This is a genomic window from Amycolatopsis melonis (assembly GCF_040064235.1).
GTDB lineage: Bacteria > Actinomycetota > Actinomycetes > Mycobacteriales > Pseudonocardiaceae > Amycolatopsis > Amycolatopsis melonis.
Genome location: NZ_JBDZYD010000011.1, coordinates 220,049 through 235,538, shown reverse-complemented (window position 1 = coordinate 235,538; position 15,490 = coordinate 220,049). Strand labels below are relative to the sequence as shown.

General features: G+C 70.7%; 15 protein-coding genes. 4 read left to right on the top strand and 11 right to left on the bottom strand.

The window, feature by feature from the left end; all coding sequences use genetic code 11:
* Window position 1: 1 nt before the first annotated feature.
* The 4 genes from ABJI51_RS28920 (at window position 2) to ABJI51_RS28905 (ending at window position 4,005) form a co-directional block, all read left to right on the top strand.
* On the top strand, window positions 2-1,255 hold the full coding sequence (locus ABJI51_RS28920; RefSeq protein WP_431605670.1) for an O-antigen ligase family protein: 1,254 nt from the start codon (window positions 2-4) through the stop codon (window positions 1,253-1,255).
* Complete coding sequence (locus ABJI51_RS28915) at window positions 1,252-2,421, top strand: glycosyltransferase family 4 protein (protein WP_348954184.1); 1,170 nt, start codon at window positions 1,252-1,254, stop codon at window positions 2,419-2,421. The genes ABJI51_RS28920 and ABJI51_RS28915 overlap by 4 nt, the downstream gene beginning before the upstream one ends.
* Window positions 2,418-3,065, top strand: coding sequence for a phosphatase PAP2 family protein (locus ABJI51_RS28910; RefSeq protein ID WP_348954183.1), 648 nt, complete (start codon window positions 2,418-2,420; stop codon window positions 3,063-3,065). Before ABJI51_RS28915 ends, ABJI51_RS28910 begins: the two co-directional genes overlap by 4 nt.
* Before the next feature lie 169 nt (window positions 3,066-3,234).
* Entirely contained in the window at window positions 3,235-4,005 is a 771-nt protein-coding gene (locus tag ABJI51_RS28905) for a maleylpyruvate isomerase family mycothiol-dependent enzyme (protein ID WP_348954337.1), read from the top strand.
* Here ABJI51_RS28905 and ABJI51_RS28900 read toward each other — a convergent pair.
* From ABJI51_RS28900 to ABJI51_RS28850, 11 genes are all read right to left on the bottom strand, one after another.
* Window positions 3,992-4,615, bottom strand: a complete 624-nt coding sequence (locus ABJI51_RS28900) for an HAD family hydrolase (protein WP_348954182.1) — start codon at window positions 4,613-4,615, stop codon at window positions 3,992-3,994. The two genes, ABJI51_RS28905 and ABJI51_RS28900, sit on opposite strands and share 14 nt — an antisense overlap.
* Window positions 4,616-4,782: 167 nt before the next feature.
* Window positions 4,783-6,264 carry a right-handed parallel beta-helix repeat-containing protein gene (locus ABJI51_RS28895; RefSeq protein ID WP_348954181.1) on the bottom strand — a complete coding sequence of 494 codons (1,482 nt, stop codon included), beginning with the start codon at window positions 6,262-6,264 and terminating at the stop codon, window positions 4,783-4,785.
* Between the two features lie 168 nt (window positions 6,265-6,432).
* Window positions 6,433-7,749, bottom strand: a complete 1,317-nt coding sequence (locus ABJI51_RS28890) for a glutamate-1-semialdehyde 2,1-aminomutase (RefSeq protein WP_348954180.1) — start codon at window positions 7,747-7,749, stop codon at window positions 6,433-6,435.
* 8 nt (window positions 7,750-7,757) lie between these two features.
* On the bottom strand, window positions 7,758-8,306 hold the full coding sequence (locus tag ABJI51_RS28885) for a dTDP-4-dehydrorhamnose 3,5-epimerase family protein (protein ID WP_348954179.1): 549 nt from the start codon (window positions 8,304-8,306) through the stop codon (window positions 7,758-7,760).
* Window positions 8,303-9,487: a polysaccharide pyruvyl transferase family protein gene (locus ABJI51_RS28880; RefSeq protein WP_348954178.1), complete on the bottom strand. Its 1,185-nt coding sequence runs from the start codon at window positions 9,485-9,487 to the stop codon at window positions 8,303-8,305. Before ABJI51_RS28880 ends, ABJI51_RS28885 begins: the two co-directional genes overlap by 4 nt.
* Window positions 9,484-10,428: a glycosyltransferase family 2 protein gene (locus ABJI51_RS28875; protein WP_348954177.1), complete on the bottom strand. Its 945-nt coding sequence runs from the start codon at window positions 10,426-10,428 to the stop codon at window positions 9,484-9,486. Before ABJI51_RS28875 ends, ABJI51_RS28880 begins: the two co-directional genes overlap by 4 nt.
* 7 nt (window positions 10,429-10,435) lie before the next feature.
* Window positions 10,436-11,746, bottom strand: coding sequence for an MATE family efflux transporter (locus tag ABJI51_RS28870; protein ID WP_348954176.1), 1,311 nt, complete (start codon window positions 11,744-11,746; stop codon window positions 10,436-10,438).
* 5 nt (window positions 11,747-11,751) lie between these two features.
* Window positions 11,752-13,026 (bottom strand): DUF4910 domain-containing protein, encoded by a 1,275-nt coding sequence (locus tag ABJI51_RS28865; RefSeq protein ID WP_348954175.1) that lies wholly within the window; start codon window positions 13,024-13,026, stop codon window positions 11,752-11,754.
* Complete coding sequence (locus ABJI51_RS28860; RefSeq protein WP_348954174.1) at window positions 13,026-14,048, bottom strand: NAD-dependent epimerase/dehydratase family protein; 1,023 nt, start codon at window positions 14,046-14,048, stop codon at window positions 13,026-13,028. Before ABJI51_RS28860 ends, ABJI51_RS28865 begins: the two co-directional genes overlap by 1 nt.
* Before the next feature lie 5 nt (window positions 14,049-14,053).
* Window positions 14,054-14,701 (bottom strand): PIG-L deacetylase family protein, encoded by a 648-nt coding sequence (locus ABJI51_RS28855; protein WP_348954173.1) that lies wholly within the window; start codon window positions 14,699-14,701, stop codon window positions 14,054-14,056.
* Window positions 14,698-15,489, bottom strand: a complete 792-nt coding sequence (locus ABJI51_RS28850) for a glycosyltransferase family protein (RefSeq protein ID WP_348954172.1) — start codon at window positions 15,487-15,489, stop codon at window positions 14,698-14,700. Before ABJI51_RS28850 ends, ABJI51_RS28855 begins: the two co-directional genes overlap by 4 nt.
* Window position 15,490: the final 1 nt, after the last annotated feature.

The following is a 15,490-nucleotide window of genomic DNA, read 5'->3' as shown; positions in this document are numbered from 1 at the left end:
CATGACGGCGCACAGCGCAGCGGCCGCGGGTATCCGCGGCAACGCCGCCGCCGACCCCGCCTCGGCACCGAAGTGGGCGAGCCTGGCGTGGGCGCTGCTGATCCTCAACACGCTCGGCTCGACCGGCGCGAAGACGGTCCTCCCGCTGCCGCGCTCGGTCAGCCAGCTGGTCACCATGGGCGCGCTGATGACGGCGTTCGTGATCGCGCTGGTGCTGAACAAGCACCTGCGGATCCGTCCGAGCGCGTACCTGCTGCTGCTGACGTTGCTGCTGGTGTCGAGCATCCTCTCCAGCGCCGACCTGCAGGAGGGCGCCGGCGCGTTGTTCCGGTGCTTCCGGCTCGCGGTGTTCGTGTCCACGCTCTGGCTGCTGACCCGCTGGTGGGACGGCGGATTCAGCTTCGTCCGCGCCCACATCCGCGCGTACACGGTGGTGCTCGCGTCGGTGGCGATCGGCCTGGTGATCGCCCCGGGCAACGCCATGCCGGAGGTGTACGGCGGCCGCCTGTCGGGCGCGATCTGGCCGCTCACCCCGCCGCAGATCGGCCAGTACGCCGCGGTCGTCGCCGGGCTCACGCTCCTCCTCTGGTTCGGGCGCCGCACGACGTGGCGCAGCGCGCTGGTGATCGTGGTGCCCGTGCTGGCGCTGCTGATGCTCACCCACACCCGGACGGCCACGCTCGGGCTCGTCGCCGGCCTGGCGGTGGCCTTCCTGTCGATGCTGCTGACCAGCGCCCGCGCCCGGAAGGTGTTCGCGTGGACGGCCGGCATCGGCGGAGCCGCCGGCGTGGTGCTCGCGGGCGCGCTGCAGACGTGGTTCCTCCGCGGGCAGAGCGCGGACAACTTCTCCAGCCTGACCGGCCGCGCGAAGGTGTGGGACGCGCTGCTCGAAGCCCCGCGGACGACCTCGGAGTACATCTTCGGGGTCGGGCTGACGGACAAGTCCTACGACGGCCTCCCGATCGACAACAGCTGGCTCGCGATCTACCACGAGCAGGGTTTCGTGGGCATCGCGCTGGTCGCCGCGTTCCTGCTGACGCTGATCGTCGTCGCGGTGCTGCGGCCGCCCTCACTGGCGAGGGCGTGCGCGATCTTCCTGGTCACCTACTGCGTATCGGCCTCCTACACCGAAGCGGGTCTCGGCGACGCGTCGCCGTATCTGCTGCATCTGGCGGTGGCCGCGTCCCTGCTGGTCCGCGGGGTGCCGCAGTCCGACGAACAGGCATTCATCCCGGCGAAGGGGGCAAACGCGTGAGGGTGCTCGTCGTGCACAACCGGTACCGGTCCGAGCAGCCGAGCGGCGAGAACAACGTCGTCGACGCCGAGGTGACGTTGCTCGCCGAGGGCGGGCACCAGGTGTCGTTGTTCGAGCGCCGCAGCGACGACATCGCCGCGATGCCGCTGCCCCGCAAGGCCGCCGTGCCGCTGATGGTGCCGTGGAACCCGGCGGTCCGGAAGGAACTCGCCGCCCGCCTGCGCGCGTCGCGCCCGGACGTCGTGCACATCCACAACACGTTCCCGCTCCTGTCCCCGTCGGTGGTCGCCGCCTGCGCGGACGCGGGGGTGCCCGCGGTCGCGACGCTGCACAACTACACGATGGTCTGCCCACCGGGCACGCTCCACCGCGACGGCCGCATCTGCACCGACTGCGTCGGCGGCTCACCGCTGCCGGCGGTGAAGCACGGCTGCTACCGCGGTTCGAGCGCGGCCACGCTCCCCATGGCGGCGAGCATGATCGCGAACCGGCGCCGGTGGTGGACGGGCGTTTCGCGGTTCTTCTGCATTTCGGCGGCCCAACGTGACCTCCTGGTGTCGGCCGGGATGCCCGGCGAGCGGATGGTGGTGAAGCACAACTTCGTCACCGACCCCGGTGTCCGCCGCACCGGCGACGGGAAGCACGTGCTGTTCCTCGGCCGGGTCACCGAGGAGAAGGGGGTCGGCCTGCTGATGCGGGCCTGGGAGCAGCTCGGCGGCGCCCTGGGCGTGCCACTGGTCATCGCCGGTACCGGCCCGATGCAGGACGAGGTCGCCGCCTGGGCAGCCGGGCGTGACGACGTTTCGTACGTCGGCCTCCGGAACAAGGCGGAGTGCCGCGCCCTGACCGCCGACGCCGTCGCGGTGGTGGCGCCGTCGACGTGGCTGGAGGCTTTCGGCCTGGTGGTCGTCGAGGCCATGGCCGCCGGCGTGCCGACGGTCGCGGCCGCGCACGGCGCATTTCCCGAGCTCGTCGAGGACGGCGTCACCGGCCTCCTCCACACACCGGGCGACGCCGCGTCGCTGGCCGACCGGCTGCGCGCGGTCGTCGGCGACCGCAACCGCGAGATGGGGGATGCTGCGCGGGTGCGGTACGAAAAGGACTTCACGCCCGCTGTCGGCCTCGATCGCCTGATTGCCGGGTACCAGGCGGCGGTCGAAGCGTGAGGCAGCTGGTCCGGACGGCGCCCGCGGCCCTGCCGGCCGTGCTGCGCGCTCCGCTGGCGCTGTCCGCCGCCCTGGCGACGGCCGTGCTCGTCGCCCTCGGCATCCTGCACTTCCACGACGCCGGGCTGACGGGCATCGACGCGGCGCTCCTGCCGTCGATCGACGGGGTCGTGCCACCGTGGCGCTACCTCGCCCTGACCGTCGACTTCGGCGGGGAGCCGGCCGGGTCGGTGATCCTGGTGGTTCTCCTCTCGGCGGTCTGCGTCCTGCTGCGCCGCATCCGGACGGCGGTGGTGACGGTCCTCGGCGTCGTGGCGACGGTGGCGGTGACGACGGCGCTGAAGCCGCTCGTCGGCCGCACCATCCACGGCGAGTTCCTGTCCTACCCGAGCGGCCACACGGCCATGGCGACGGTGCTCGCGCTGGTCATCGCGATGCTGCTGATCGACCGGTTCGGGCTCGGACGGCCGGCTGCGGTGGTCCTTGCTCTGGGGTTCGCGCTGGTCGCGGGGGTCGTGATGGGCTGGGCCGAGGTGGCTTTGGGTGCGCACTATCCGACCGATGCCGTGGGTGGGTTCTGCGCTGCCCTGGCCGTGGTGCCGGGCACGGCCTGGCTGGTGGACCGAGTCGCCGACCGGCTTTGAGTGGTGGCGCCGGGTCGCCGTGGTGGTGTTGTGTGTCGCGAGCCTTGGCTGAGGGGTCGTGTTGGCGATGAGGGCCGGGGGCGCCGTCGGTGTGGCACGCCTCGGCTGAAGGGCGGCCCTCGCTGACGGGCGGTGGGACGCGACCAGGTTCGGCTGCGGTGTGGTGCTGATGATCGACGCTGGAGGCGTGCCGGGGGCTGCCTTGGGGACCGGGGACGTGACCGTTCCCGGCTGGGCGGTCGCGTCCGTGATTGATTCCTGTGCGGTGTCGGTCTGGGGCGGGGTTGTTCGTCGGTGGGGTGACCGATGGCTTGAGGAGGCCCCCGTGATCCAGGATCTGATCGCCGCCGAGCGGCGGGAGCTGGCTGCGTTGCTCGATGAACTGCCGTCCTCCGGGTGGGAGGCGCCTACCCTTTGTGCGGGCTGGCGTGTGGCCGAGGTCGTGGCCCACATGACTATGCCGTTCCGGTTCTCGGCCGGGCGGTTCGTGCTCGAGCTGCTGAAGTCCGGTGGCCGCTTCAACGCCATGGCCGACCGCGTGGCGCGCCGGGAAGCCGCCGAGCTTTCGCGGGAGGCGCTGGTTGCCTCGCTGCGGGACAACGCCGGCCACCCGTGGCGGCCGCCCGGCGGTGGGCCGGAAGGCGCCTTGAGCCACGACGTCATCCACGGCCTCGACATCACGACCGCGCTGGAACTGGACCGGCGCGTGCCGCTGGAACGCCTGGAAGTGATCTTCGCTGCGATGAAACCGAAGCAGGTCAAGTACTTCGGTGCCGACCTGACCGGCATCGCCCTGCGTGCCGACGACCTCGACTGGTCGTACGGCACCGGCACCCCGCTCACCGGGGCGGCCCAGGACCTGCTTCTCGTTCTCTGCAACCGGCGGTTGCCTGCCGGGCGTCTTCGGGGAGAGCCGAGCGCGCGGTTCACCACGGTCTGAGCTCCTTCCGTAGTTGTTCCATTGTGGACAGCGGGGGCGTGCCGAACCGCAGCGCCTGCAGGCCGGCGGTGCGCGCCGCCGTGACGTTCTCTTCCCGGTCGTCGATGAGCAGCATCCGCTCGGGGATCACGTCGAGGCGGCGGCACACCGTGGTGAACGCCGCGGGATCGGGCTTGCGCACCCCGATGTCCCCGCTGACGAACCAGCTGGTGATGTACTCGCCGAGCCCGAACCGCTCACGCAGCAGCTTGGACCATTCGCTGACGTCGTTGCTCAGGCACACCAGCCGCACGCCGGTGGCGTCCAGCTCGGCGAGCAGTGCGACCACGCCGTCGGTGAGGCGGTGGTTCAGGCAGTACTCCTCGTCCGACGCGCCGGATGTGCCGGCCGCCGCCCAGAAGTCCGCGGAGGACATCCTGCCCAGGCTGCATTGCTCGTACAGCTGGGCGATCTCGGTCCCGCTCAGCACGCAGCCGTGGCTGCGGAGATAGGGCACCAGCAGGCCGGTGACGTCGTCGGCGCAGGAATAAAGGACGCCCATCGCATCGAACACGACGACGTCGATCGCGTCGCGCTGGAGGGCTGCGGGGGTGGGATGTGCAGGGGCCATGTCTTCGACGGTAGCGAACATCTGTGCGAACGCCATCACTGGAAAGGGTGAAACGATCGCCGTCTGGAATTCTCCGTTCGCGACTTTTCCCTTTGCTGCCAAGGGAAACAGCCTCTACTGCAACGGGCGGTCGCGAAAACTGTCGGACCCCCTCGGCAAGCTCCTGATCAGCAGACGGCGGCCCCGCCGTCGAACGAAGAGCACTCGTCCTGCGAGTAGGGCTCCGCCCGCCAGCCCGCAGCGTCGACCGTCCTGGAGGTGTCATGCACGACGAACGCCCACGGCCCCGCGTAGGAGTTGCCGTGCCAGCGGTTGCCCTGCTGGAAGGTGATCGCTTCCTGGACCGCGTTTCCCTTGTAGGGGGACCAGTCCGGGAAGGTCCCGAAGTTGGACAGCAGCGCCATCCGCCCGCACAGGCTCGTGCAGCCCACCCGTCCAGGATCGAACCGGAAGGTGTTCCCGTGAATCTCCACCTGCTGGGTCTTCCAGCGGCAGTCGCCGTACGCCGGCGGCTTCTCGATGGTGCCCGCCACGCACGAAGACTTGGCCGCCACCTTGGTGCAGTAGCCCGAAGACGTGTTCGCCGGGCTGTTGCAGAAGCGGTCCGCGTTCTCCCACAAGGTGATCCCGGCCCAGTTGTCCTCGAAGGTGTTCCCGCTGATGTCGATGGCCGACGTCCGCGCCGGCACCCGGGGCTCGCCACCCGATTCCGACAGGTACACCGTTGCGACCGGGAAGTTGTCACCGCGGGAGGCGAACGCGCGGCCCTGTACGAGGGTGTTGCCGCGGAAGGTGTTGCCGCGCAGCACGAGGTTGTAGCTGGTCTCGTAGAACAGCGCCTCGGCGTCGTTGGCCTCGAACACGTTGTCTTCGAGGAGGAAGTCGTTGTTGTTCGTGTCGGCCCACAGGCCGGCGCCGTGGTTGCCGTGGACCCAGTTGCCGCGGATGTCGGCGCCGTCGACCGCCCAGAACTTGGCGCCGCCGCTGCAGCCGCAGCCGGGGACCCTGGTTTCCCAGTCGCCGGTGTTGTTGCCGGTGATCTCGTTGCCCTCCAGCACGAGCCCGGTGATGCCGTCGCCCGGCTGGTAGGCGTTGAGCCCGTACTGGCCGTTGTTCCGCAGGCAGCTGTGCCGCACGACCTGGCCGGCACCGGCCATCAGGCCCGCGCCCGCGTTGTCCTCGATGGTGGTGTTCTCGATGAGCCAGCCGTCGCCGGAGTCGTGGTTGACCACGCCCTGATCCTGCAGCGCGGCGAAGCCGCGGATGGTGAGCCCGCGGAGCTGGACGTCGCGCGCCCGCTGGGTGAAGGCCGCGCGGTTGACGCCGCGGCCGTCGACGACCGCGCCCGGCGCGCCGAGGTAGACGTCGCCGTCCTTCGGGACGACCTGGCCGAACTCGTCGGTCCCCAGCGTGTGAGTGCCGGGGCGGAGCCAGAACGTGGTGCCCGGCGGGTGGGCGGCGGTCTTGACCGAGAGATCTCCGTCGACGCCCGGGTCGATCGCGACGGCCCCGGGAGGCGCTTCCTCGTACTCGGCGGGCTGGTGCCCGCACACGGGCGCGGGCCCGTCGGCGGTGCGCGCGAGCGCCGGGGAGGAGACGGCGATCAGGAGCGAGCATGCACCGACGAGAACCGCGCGAGATCTGCCCATGGCAGGAAGTTACGCGCGAACAGGCCGGGAATCAGTCCCCCTGCAGTGTCCTCATCGGACCCTGCGGGTGAATCGGGCCTGCCGGAACGGGTGGCCGGTGACCGCGCCCTGCCCGCACGGCACCCGGAGGACAGCCGGGCTTCCCGGCCGTCCTCCACCGGCCGCGGGTCAGGCGTACTTGCGGAACACCGGCCGGACCGGGCGGCCGCCCATCCACGGGGCCGGGTCCTCGGCGTCGAGCGCCTTCCGGTAGACCGTGCACGCCTGGGCCACGACGTCCACCGTCCGGTCGATGTCGGCCTCGGTGAGGGCGGCACTGACCACGAAGGACGGTCCGAGCACCCCGCCGCCGACCAGCTCGCGCAGGAACAGCGTCCGGTACGGCTGCGACGGGCGGTGCTGCTCGTCGAGCGTCCCGAAGACCAGGTTGCTGGCGCGGCCGCGGACGACCACGTGGTCCTCCACGCCCATGCCCGCTGCCACCTCGCGGACGCCGGCGGCGAGCCGGTCGCCGAGGGCGTGCAGGCGGCCGATGACGTCCTCGTCGCGGTAGACGTCCATGACCGCCATCGCCGCGGCCAGGGAATGCGTCTCGGCGCCGTGGGTGGTGGAGAGCAGGAACACGCGTTCCCGGTCGCTGCGCAGCCCGCCGAGCTCCATCAGCTCCCGCTTGCCGGCGAGCGCGGAGACGGCGAAGCCGTTGCCGAGTGCCTTGCCGAACGTCGACAGGTCCGGCGTGACGCCGTAGAGGCCCTGCGCGCCGTGGGCGGACCAGCGGAAGCCGGTGATCATCTCGTCGAAGATCAGCACGACGCCGTGGCGGGTGGTGAGCTCCCGCAGGCCCTGCAGGTATCCCGGCGGTGGCTCCTCCGCCGCGGCCGCCTCCAGGATCATGCACGCGATCTCGCCCTCGTGGCGCTGCAGCAGCTGCTCCGCGGCCTGCAGGTCGCCGTACGGGAAGGACACCGTCGCCTCGGTCGTCTCCTCCGGGATGCCCGCGTTCATCGGCGTCGTGCCGATGAACCAGTCGTCGGTGGAGAAGAAGGCGTGGTCGGCGCACTTGGCGACGAGCTTGCGGCCGGTGGCGGCGCGGGCCAGGCGGACCGCAGCGGTCGTCGCGTCGGAGCCGTTCTTGGTGAACTTCACCATCTCGGCCGTCGGCACGTTCTCGAGGAACCGCTCGGCTGCCTCGGCCTCGATGATCGACGGGCGGATGAAGTTGCTGCCCTTCTCCAGTTCGGCGCGGACCGCGTCGAGGACGCGCGGGTGCGCGTGGCCGAGGCTGACCGCTCTCAGGCCGGCGCCGTACTCGATGTACTCGTTGCCGTCGACGTCCCAGACGTGGCCGCCGCGGCCGTGGGAGATGACCGGGGCCATCCCTTCGGGATACTGGTCCGAGCCCTTGGCGTAAGTGTGCGCGCCGCCCGGGATGACCCGGTGCAGCCGCTCGTTCGCCGTCGTGGAGCGGGGCAGGTTCGTTCCCATGTCGTGGCTCACCTCGTTGGTTTCAACGCCTCTCCGAGAGACGGCGCGCGTTCGTCTCGGTCACTGACCATTGTGACCGACAGTGGCCACGGAATGTCCAATTCAGGGTCTTTGTACGAAATCGTGATGTCTTCGGCCGGATTGTGGGCCCGGTCGATACGGTACGCAACGTCGGAAGGATCCGTCAGTGACTGGAATCCGTGGGCGCACCCCGCCGGGATGTACACGGAAACCTGCGTTTCACCGGAAAGTTCGAACGTTTTGATGTTCCGGAACGTCGGCGAATCCGGTCGGAGATCCACGACGACGTCGAAGATCGCGCCGTGCGAGCACCGCACCAGCTTCGCTTCGCCGGCTCCGCCCCGCAGGTGCATCCCGCGCACGACGCCCTTGCGGGACCGGGAAAGGCTGTCCTGGACGAACCCGTCCGGGTCGATGCCGACGGAGGCGACGACGTCGCGGTCGAACGTCCGGCTGAAGAAGCCGCGGTCGTCGACGTGCGGTGTGGGTTCGAACAGGTACGCGCCCTCGATCTCGGGCACCGGAATGGCCTTCATCGCCCACCCCCGGAGAGGGCCGCCGAAAGGGCGGCGAACTGGTTCTTGAGCCGCTGCGCGTTCGCCGCGTTGCGTTCGAGCAGGGTCTGGCGCAGTTCCGCCGAGCGGTTCTCCAGCTCGGTGAACTGCTCGACGAGCCGGTCGAACTCGACGGTCTTCGCCCGCTGGGTGAAGCCGGCGAGGCCCATCTCCGCCATCAGCACGTCGTTCTTCGGTGCGTAGCCGATCGCCACGGTCGGTTTCGCGACCTTCAGCGCGCAGAGCACGTTGTGGTAGCGCGTGGCCACCACGCTGTCCACCGCCGCCATCTCGTGCATCAGCTCGCCCAGGGTCTCCGCCGAGGCCGCCGTCACCAGCGGGGAAGCGGTCTTCTCGAGGATCTCGTCGACGACCTGCCGGTCGATCCGGTCGCCGATGAACAGCCGGACTCCTCTGCCCTGGTCCACGAGCCACCCGACGAACCGGTTCATCGTGTCCACGTAGTGGCGGTAGATGCGTTCGCCTTCGGCGCGGTCGTCGTTACCGCCGTAGTAGGCCATCACGCCGACGCCGACGGTGCCCGGCGTTCCGTCGCCGTCCGGCGTGGGGAGGGCGAACGCGAGGTCGGGGTAGACCTCGTCGCGGCTGGTGTCGACACCCATGGCGCGCATCGCGTCGCGGGAGATGTCGTCGCGGTAGGAGCGGTAGGCGGCGAGGCGGCCCGCCCAGCGGACCAGCGTCCGCGTGGCCCGGGCGCTGATCTCGTTGGCGCCGACACAGACGAGCGCCACCTTGGTGCCGAAGAGGCGCCCGGTGGCGGAAAGGAGGAACAGCGAATACGGGAAACCCCAGGGACGCAACGGAAGCGTCGCTTCGAGCACGCCCATCCCCGGCACGATGACGACGTCCTGGCGGCGGACCCAGGCCGCGGTGCGGGCGATGTCGACGAGCTTGCCGAAGCCCTTGAGGGCGATCGAGCGCAGGCCGGAGGCCGTCTCGTACTCGGACTGGTTCCAGTGCAGGGGCGTGGCGTCGAGGCCGTACCGCTCGCGGACGATCTCCGGGCCGCCGACGAGGGCGCTCAGCACCGCGTCCGGGTGTTCGGCGCGCAGGTGGCCGAGCACGGCTTCGAGGGAACCGTCGTTGCCGAGGTTCCCCGAGCCGAGGAGGCCGAAGACGCCGACGCGCGGGGCACGCTTCACGCGAGCCTGCCTTCCCGGCCTGCCACGATCGCGTTGACCGTGGCGGCGTCCGAGGCGGTCGGCGCGCGGTCCTCGACGCGCTCGCCGGAGCGGGACTTCGCGCGGCTGGTGAGCCAGCTGCCGAGGTGCCGGTAGCACTCGGCCTTGTCGGCGCCCGAGATCGGGGCGCGCCGGATCAGGTCCGCGAACCCGTAGACGTACTCGCCGAGCAGGCGGACGGTCGGGTGCCGGAGCCGGTTCGCGCGCCGCGGGTCCAGGTTCGCGCACCGGCTCCGGATGGTCGGGTTGGCCCGTTCCGCGCGGCCCGGGTGGTCGCGGCGGAAGTAGAGCAGCTCGGGCACCTGGTGGAACGGGCCGTGCAGGGCCAGTTCGGCCGAGTACGTCCGGTCGGCGTGGTGGTAGCTGTCGAGCGGCTTGACGCGGCGGAGGACGTCGGAGCGGATGACGCCGTAGAAGTCGTCGCCGCCGGGCTCGAACAGGATGCTGCGGAAGCGGTCCGGCGCGTGCCGGGACGCGGTGTCCAATGTGTACTCGAGCGGCTGGACGATGCGGCCGTCGCCGTCGATGATCGCCTGGTCGCAGTGGGCCAGGATGACGTCGGGGCGCTCGTCGAGGGCCTCGACGCAGCGCTTGAGCAGGTCGCGGGCGTACAGGTCGTCGTGGGACACCCACTTGAACAGCTCGGTGCGGGACACGTCGAACACGAAGTTGTGGTTCGGCGTCGCGCCGATGTTCACCGGCTGGCGGACGTAGCGGATCCGGGAGTCCTTCTCGGAGTAGCGGCGGCAGATCTCGTCGGTGCCGTCGGTCGAGGCGTTGTCCGAGATGATCAGCTCGAAGTCCTCGTAGGTCTGGCCGAGCAGGGCATCCAGCGACTCGGCGAGGTACTCCTCGCCGTTGTACACCGGGAGGCCGAGGCTCAGCCGCGGGACGGTGGTCATGGAGTCCTCATTCCTTGATCGGCTCTTCGAGAGGCTGGGGCTCCGGCAGCGGCGGCACGTACTCGCGCAGGCCGGTACGCAGCTGGAGCCACCAGACGACGGACCCGCTGAGCGTGGCCGTCGCGACACCCCACGCGGACCCGGCCGCGCCGCCGAGGAACGCGCCGGCGATGCCGAACGTGACGTAGAACAGGGAGGCGATCAGCTGGGAGCGCAGGCTCCGCTTGGCCGCGCCGAGTGCGCGCAGGCCGGCGGCCGCGCCCGTGGCGAAGCTCGCGCCGACCACGGCGAGCGTGACCGGGAGGATCAGCGGGGAGGAGGAGTCCCAGACCGAGCCCATCACCCAGCGGCCCGCGCTGTCGGGCACCAGGAGCAGGAGGCCGAGACCCCAGCACAGCGCCGCGGCGGCCTGACCGCCGCCGAGGACGACGCAGAAGTGCTTCAGCCGGTGCGGCGCCCGCTGAAGCACCCGCGCGCCCTCGGCGACGGTGACCAGGGACAGCCCCATCAGCAGGGCCAGGAACGGCCCGAGGAGCTGCTCCGCGCCCCGGACCGCGCCGACGGCGGTGATGCCGGCGATGGCGCCGAGGCCGTAGGCCCGCAGCTGGGACGCGCCGCTGTTGCTGACGTTCTCGACCAGGTACCGGACGCTGAGGTCGCGCTGGGTGCGCAGCCAGCCGGGCATCTCCCGCGGGTGCGGCAGGATCCCGGTCTGGAACCAGCCGTACAGCGCCGCGACCGCACCGGACAGGCCCCACGCGAGCACGAACGCGACCACCGTGTGGACCTGCGCGGCGACGTACAGCGCCGGGATCAGGGCGACGCCCCACACGCAGTCGTTGACGAAGGCCTTCTTGCCCTCGCCACGGGCGAAGAAGGCGAACCGCCAGGCGTCCTGCAGCAGCAGCCCCGGCATGACGACGGCGAGCGCGATGAACGCGTTGCCGAGCGGGCCGCCCGCGGCCAGCCCGGCGGCCAGGCTGACCAGGCCGGTCAGGCAGCCGACGCCGATGGCGGTGCCGGACGCGCTCGCCACGCCCGCGCGCCAGCGGTCTTCCCCGACGGCGCTGAACCGCACCATCACCGGGTCGGTGGCCAGGCCGCGCGAGACGTTCAGCACCACGCCGTAGGTCACCCAGGCGAGGCTGAAGATGCCGAACGCGAACGTGCCGAGCGAGCGGGCCACGTACAGCCCGACCGCGAAGTTGGTCAGGCTGGACACCGCCTGGTCGCCGAGGCCCCAGCTGAGCCGTCCGGCCATCGCGCGCACCGCGCCCGACCGGAGGATCGAGCGCGGCGCACGGCGGTGGTTGGCCACGTCGCTCACTCCTTGACCAGGCCGGCGTCGAGCAGGGCGCGGGCGGCGACGTCGACGATGCCGAACGGCAGCCCGGCGCGCTCGGCGATGTCCAGGAGCGAGTGTTCGCCGTCGGAGAGGTTGAGCACCCACAGCATCGCCATCTGGGCCTGCTTGGCGTCGCTGCGGCCGCCGAGGGAGTCGTACAGCCCGCGCTTGCCGAGCTGCGGCTCGCCGTACGGGCTGAGGTTGACGTAACGGCGGTTGCGGTCCAGGACCGCGAAGGCGTCGCGGAGCGTGCCGAGCGTGTCCTCCATGGCCGCGGGCGAGACGAAACCCGGGTTGTCGGCGGAGGTGTGGTACTCGGGGTAGCCCGCGTACGGCGTGCGCGTCAGCGAACCGACGCCGAGGTTGAAGCCCGGCGAGCAGAACTGGCGCTCGTCGTAGCCGTACGGCGAGAAGTCGACGACGCGGTGTTCGCGCGTACGCAGCACGTGCTGCATGACGCGGTCGATCTCGGCGTCGCCGCGGCGGGACTTCTTGTACGTCAACGCTCCGGGGTCGCCCGCGCAGGCGAGGACCAGTCCGTGGCGGACCTTCTCGATGCGCGAGGCGTTGCGCGCCAGCCAGGTGATCGAGCCGATCGTGCCCGGCATGAACAGGAACCGGTACGTGTAATAGGGATCGACCAGCTGCTGGGCCAGCGAGATCGCCACCGCGATGCCCGCGAGGTTGTCGTTGGCCAGCGACGGGTGGCACACGTGGCAGGACACGATGACCTCGTCGGTGACGCGGCCGGGCACGACGTGCTCGGCATACGTCAGCGAGCCGTCGGCGAGCGTGGAGTCGATGACCACGTCGTAGTCGCCGTCGGGCAGCGCGTCGAGCTTCTCCTGCGCGAGGCAGAATCCCCAGGCCGGGGCGTAGTAGCTGGTCCGGTAGGGCACCCACGACGGCTGGTCCGGCAGCGTGTGCAGGTGCTCCCGCAGCTCGCTCAGCGGCATCCGCCGCCGCACCGGGACGCTGTAGCCGACGACGTGCAGGTTCAGCTCCTGGAAGTCGATCACCCGCTCGCCGGACGGCGAAGCGACGTACGCGTCGCGGATGTTCCACTCCTGCGGGATCGTCCAGTCCAGCACCTGGGTGCCGGTCGGGACTTCATGGCGTTCCAACGAGATGTGCTCGCCGATGACGTCCAGGGTCTGCCGCACCCCGTCGCCGGTGATGCTGCGGCAGATCGGGTACAGCCGCTCGACCAGGGCGTGCAGGTCCGCCCCGGTCCGCAGCTGCGGGGCGGCCACTACTGCCGCCGCAGGGTGTCGTCGACGCGGCCGGCTTCGCCCTCGCTCTTCAGCCAGGCGAGCCGGGTGAACAGCTGCTCGAACGACTCGCGGGTCAGCCCGAACTTGCGGTAGGCCTCGATGAGCTCGACGGCGCCGTCCTTGACCGACCAGTTGCAGGTGAACCCGGGGATCGCCGCGCGGAAGCGCGAGAAGTCGACGCGGTAGGAGCGCGGGTCGGCGCCCGCCTCGCCGGTGATGTTCAGCGTCGAGCCCGGCACGGCCTCGACGACCTCCTGCGCGATCTCGGCGACCGTGACGTTGTTCTCCTCGGTGCCGATGTTGAACGCCTTGTTGTGCACGGCCTCCTTCGGCGCCGTCAGGGCCGCCGTGAACGCGCGCGCGATGTCCTGGGCGTGCACCAGCGGCCGCCACGGCGTGCCGTCGGAGAGCACCAGCACCTCGCCGGACAGGTGCGCGTGCGCGGTCAGGTTGTTCAGCACGATGTCGCCGCGCAGCCGGGGCGAGTAGCCGAACGCCGTCGCGTTGCGCATGTACACCGGCGTGAAGTCGTCGTCGGCCAGCTCGTGGACGTCGTCCTCGACACGCACCTTCGACTCCGCGTACGGCGTCACCGGCTTTAGCGGCGCGTCCTCGTCGACCAGGCCGTCGCCGCCCGAGGCGCCGTACACCGAGCAGGTCGACGCGTACAGGTACCGCTGGACGCCGGCGTCCTTCGCCAGCTTCGCGAGCTTCACCGACGCGTGGTGGTTGATGTCGTAGGTCAGCTCCGGCGCGAGCGAGCCGAGCGGGTCGTTCGACAGCGCGGCCAGGTGGATGACCGCGTCGAAGCCGGCAACATGCTCGGCGGAAACGTCCCGCAGGTCGACGACGTGCCCGGCCGGGTCGGCGGGGGCGGGGCCGAGCAGGCAGTCCTCGAACAGCCCGGAGTCCAGGCCGACGACTTCGTGGCCGGCGGCGGCGAGCACCGGGGCCATCACCGTCCCCAGGTAGCCCTTGTGCCCCGTCAGCAACACCCGCATCGGATTCAACCCTTCAGGTCGAGAGTGAGTTTCTTGACGAAAAACGCTTCGGCGTACTTCGCGGCGGCTTCGATCCCGCGGATCCGGGCCAGCCCGAGGAACGCTTCGCGGTCGTACCAGGGGCGGTGCCGCTGGGACGCGTAGTGCGCCTGCAGCAGCCGGACCTTCTCTTCCGCGACGTCGTCGGCGAGCGGCTGGTAGACCGACGGGCTGCCGAGGTCGCCGTCCCACTTGACGATCTCGTAGCCCAGCGCCAGGTGGTCGCGGAACGCGGTCGGCACGAGCTTCGCCAGCCCGCGGTGGTCCTGGTGGGCGTCGTCGGTCCGCGGCGCGAGGACGACGTCCGGGTCGGTCCGCCGCCGCAGTTCCTCCAGCGCGTTCTTGGCCTCTTCCCAGTGCGCCGGGAACCGCCCGTCCGGCAGCTTCAGCACCGTGACGTCGAGGTCCGCGCCCGGGCAGAACGCCGCCAGCGCGGCGCGCTCCTCGTCCTCGCGCGGCGTGCCGCCGCCGGACAGGACCAGCGCGTCGACCCGCAGCCCCGGCCGCGACCCGCACAGCGTCAGCAGCGTGCCGCCGGCGCCGATCGCGATGTCGTCGCAGTGGGCGCCGAGGGCCACGACGCTGCCGAGCCGCCCCGGCCGCAGCCCGATCACGCGATGCTCGCGGCGGGACGCTCCCACAGCGCCCACGGCCGGTCGCCGTGCGAGTAGGCGTAGTCCAGCGCCGCCCGCTCCTTGACCGTGTCGGTCGGCTTCCAGAACCCGCGGTACGGGTAGGCCAGCAGGCGGCCGCGCTTGGCCAGCTCACCGCAGCCGTCGGCGACGAGGTCGCCGTTTTCCGGAATGTGGTCGAACACTTCCTGCCGCAGCACGAAGTACCCGCCGTTCTCCCACAGCGGCATTTCGCTCACCGCGGTGATCGAGCCGACCCTGCCGCCCTCGTCCATTTCGACGCAGTGGAACGACGACTGCGGGGGGACGACCATCATCGACGCACCGGCGTCCGAATTCGAGAACCGCTCGATCATGTCGGGAAGCGGGACGTCGGAAAGGACGTCGGCGTAGTTCGCGAGGAACATTTCGTCGCCGTCGAGGTAGTGGCGCACGCGCCGCAGCCGCTCGCCGATCGGCGACTCGATCCCGGTCTGCACGAACGTGATCGTCCAGTCCGCGATGTCCGTCGACAGCAGCTCCGGCTTGCCGTTGCGCAGCACGAAGTCGTTCGACGCCGTTTCCTCGTAGTTCAGGAAGAAGTTCTTGATGTGCGACGCGCCGTAACCGAGGCAGAGAATGAATTCGGTGTGGCCGAAATGCGCGTAGTAGCGCATGACGTGCCAGATGAGCGGTCTCGGACCGACCATCGCCATCGGCTTCGGGACGTCGTCGGCCGCGCCGTTGCGCATCCGCATCCCGTAGCCACCGCAGAAGAGGACGACCTTCACT

What these genes read in the sequence shown, in the direction of transcription:
- ABJI51_RS28920 (WP_431605670.1), top strand. Translation starts at nt 2, where the DNA reads ATGACGGCGCACAGCGCAGCGGCCGCGGGTATCCGCGGCAACGCCGCC.
- ABJI51_RS28905 (WP_348954337.1), top strand. Translation starts at nt 3,235, where the DNA reads ATGATCGACGCTGGAGGCGTGCCGGGGGCTGCCTTGGGGACCGGGGAC.
- ABJI51_RS28900 (WP_348954182.1), bottom strand. Translation starts at nt 4,615, where the DNA reads ATGGCCCCTGCACATCCCACCCCCGCAGCCCTCCAGCGCGACGCGATC.
- ABJI51_RS28895 (WP_348954181.1), bottom strand. Translation starts at nt 6,264, where the DNA reads ATGGGCAGATCTCGCGCGGTTCTCGTCGGTGCATGCTCGCTCCTGATC.
- ABJI51_RS28890 (WP_348954180.1), bottom strand. Translation starts at nt 7,749, where the DNA reads ATGGGAACGAACCTGCCCCGCTCCACGACGGCGAACGAGCGGCTGCAC.
- ABJI51_RS28885 (WP_348954179.1), bottom strand. Translation starts at nt 8,306, where the DNA reads ATGAAGGCCATTCCGGTGCCCGAGATCGAGGGCGCGTACCTGTTCGAA.
- ABJI51_RS28875 (WP_348954177.1), bottom strand. Translation starts at nt 10,428, where the DNA reads ATGACCACCGTCCCGCGGCTGAGCCTCGGCCTCCCGGTGTACAACGGC.
- ABJI51_RS28860 (WP_348954174.1), bottom strand. Translation starts at nt 14,048, where the DNA reads ATGCGGGTGTTGCTGACGGGGCACAAGGGCTACCTGGGGACGGTGATG.